The organism is Bacillus sp. JJ1503 (assembly GCF_036965125.1).
In the GTDB taxonomy this organism is placed as follows: domain Bacteria; phylum Bacillota; class Bacilli; order Bacillales; family Cytobacillaceae; genus Cytobacillus.
Map to the genome: position 1 here is coordinate 1 of NZ_JBALOZ010000310.1, position 2,735 is coordinate 2,735.

The 2,735-nt window shown below is 36.4% G+C and carries 3 protein-coding genes; all 3 read left to right on the forward strand.

The features are described 5' to 3' along the window. Positions 1–864: basic amino acid ABC transporter substrate-binding protein (locus tag V7149_RS21010; RefSeq protein WP_335347542.1), on the forward strand; the 864-nt coding region annotated here is incomplete at its 5' end. 71 nt (positions 865–935) lie between these two features. Continuing rightward, positions 936–1,592, forward strand: coding sequence for an amino acid ABC transporter permease (locus V7149_RS21015; protein ID WP_335347543.1), 657 nt, complete (start codon positions 936–938; stop codon positions 1,590–1,592). After that, complete coding sequence (locus V7149_RS21020; protein WP_335347544.1) at positions 1,589–2,311, forward strand: amino acid ABC transporter ATP-binding protein; 723 nt, start codon at positions 1,589–1,591, stop codon at positions 2,309–2,311. Before V7149_RS21015 ends, V7149_RS21020 begins: the two co-directional genes overlap by 4 nt. The last annotated feature ends 424 nt before the right edge of the window (positions 2,312–2,735 follow it).

The window sequence follows — 2,735 nt, forward strand, 5'->3', positions numbered from 1 at the left end:
GAACTGCTTTTTAAAATTAAAGTGGGCATTAAAATGAAAAGGTTTACACTTTTAGCTATTGTAATGGTTTTCTCTCTTATTCTATCAGCTTGCGGTACGAGCCAAAAGACTTCAGAGGGCAGCGGTGATAGTGCAGCTTCAGGTGAAGGTAAGAAAAAACTTAAAATCGCAACAGAGGCAAACTATGCGCCATTTGTATTTTTAGATAAAGGTGAAATGAAAGGCTTTGACGTTGACTTTATGAATGCAGTTGCTAAGGAAGCAGGCTATGAATTTGAAATGGTTAATGTTGGCTGGGATCCTCTATTTGTCGAGGTAAAAGACAAGCTTTCGGATATGGGGATTTGTGCGATTACAATTAATGATGTGCGATCAGAAACATATGATTTTTCAGTACCATACTATTTATCAACGAATGAGATTCTAGTTCCAGAGGGCAGTGATATTAAGAGTGCGGCTGACTTAAAGAATGACAAGGTAGTGGCAGTTCTTGGAGGAACGACTGGGGAAGCGGCAGTTGAGAAAATACTAGGCTTAAACAATAAAAACATTAAAAAGTTTGATAATAATAATTTAGCGATTTTGGAATTAACGAGTGGCGGTGCAGATGCAGTTGTTGCCGATAATGCAGTAGTTCAGGCTTATGCCCAAAATAATCCAAACGATAAGCTAAATGTTATTAGTGATAAAGAAGGCTTTGAAAATGAATTTTACGGCCTCATGTTTCCAAAAGGCAGTGAATTAAAAGCAGACTTTGATGTAGCTGTTACTGAAGTCTTGAAAAATGGAACTTATACTGAGATTTATAAGAAATGGTTCGGAGTGGAACCAGATGTAGAGACCATTTTAGCTCAGCAAAAATAAATAATTAAATCAGAATTGCGTAACGCAGAAAGGAAAGTTACGCAATTTTGATTTACATAGGGGGAAGGGCAATGGATTTCAGGATTGACATCTTAGTAGAATATATTCCTTTCTTTGTAAAGGGGACATTATTAACGATTGGTTTGTCAATTGTAGGTATTATATTTGGAACCATTCTTGGTTTATTTATCGGCTTAGGGAAAATGGTGAAAAATAAGCCGCTTGCATTTATTTTTAATTGTTACATAATATTTTTCCGCGGAACTCCTTTATTTGTTCAAATATTATTAATTCATTTCGGGATCGTACCATTATTTATTGGGCATACGAATGGGATTGTGGCTAGTATTATTGCACTCTCCTTAATTGCAGGTGCCTATATTGCAGAAATTTTTCGTGCTGGTATTCAGTCCATTGATAGAGGACAAATGGAAGCAGCTCGTTCTCTAGGCATGTCCCATGTTCAAGCAATGAAACATGTCATATTGCCTCAAGCCTTCAAACGAATGATCCCTCCTCTTGGGAATGAGTTCATTGTCCTTATTAAAGAGTCCTCCCTCGCAGCAATCGTGGCGACACCTGAACTTATGTACTATGGACGAGCATTAGCAAGTCAAACTTTCCGTGTGTGGGAGCCTTATCTTACAGCTGCGCTCATTTACCTTGTGTTAACAACAACATTAGGCTTCTTATTGAATAAACTTGAAAGAAGGTTGACAACAGAATGATTCAAGTGAAGAACTTAAAAAAAACATTCGGACAAAATGAAGTTTTAAAAGATATTAGTGCTTCTATACAACCACAGGAAGTTGTCGTTGTGATTGGTCCATCAGGATCAGGAAAATCTACATTCTTAAGATGTATTAATTTGCTTGAATCGATAACAGGCGGTCATATTACGATTGAGGGAGTTGATATAACCGATAAAAAAACAGATATTAATAAAGTAAGAACCGAAGTCGGAATGGTTTTTCAGCAATTTAATTTATTTCCGCATAAAACGGTCATTCAAAATATCATGCTTGCTCCAATGCAAGTGAGAAAAATTTCTGCAGAGGAAGCTAAGAAAACAGGTCTTGAGCTCCTGAAAAAAGTCGGACTTGAGGAAAAAGCAGATGTCTATCCAGATTCATTATCAGGCGGGCAAAAGCAGAGGGTTGCGATTGCAAGAGCTTTAGCGATGAAGCCAAAAATCATGCTTTTCGATGAGCCGACCTCAGCACTAGATCCGGAAATGGTTGGAGAAGTGCTTGAAGTAATGAAACAATTGGCTAAAGAAGGAATGACAATGGTCGTTGTAACGCATGAAATGGGATTTGCCCGTGAAGTGGGAGATCGTGTTTTATTTATGGATGGGGGTGTCATTGTAGAAGAAAATGCCCCGAAAGAAATTTTTGAAAACCCTCAGCATGAAAGAACGAAAGCTTTTTTAAGCAAAGTGTTATAAGAATAAAAACATCGGCCGAGCAGGTTGGTGTTTTTATTTGCAAAAACGGATAACATATCTGCTCATGCAAAATCTGTCTGCACAGCATAGATGGAATTGCTTTCAAGACATTTAACGTTTCTTCGTTTAAATTTTCGAAAATATCGCAAAATTCATCTGCACATTATGAGTGTTTCCGATTAAATGAATCATCCAAAAATACACTCATTAATATTAAAAAAGCAAAATCCATCTGCACTATTTATGTATTATTTTGTAAAAAATGTGGAATATTTCGTCTGCACAAGATCAGATTATCCATTTTAATTTGAGATTTTGAATAAATAGTTTCTTTGGCACACTTCTTGCAAAAATATTAATTGATTCGAAAAAATGATGAGAGGGGATTAGTTTCTTTTCTAAACAGATTCTCGTAAGAATGATC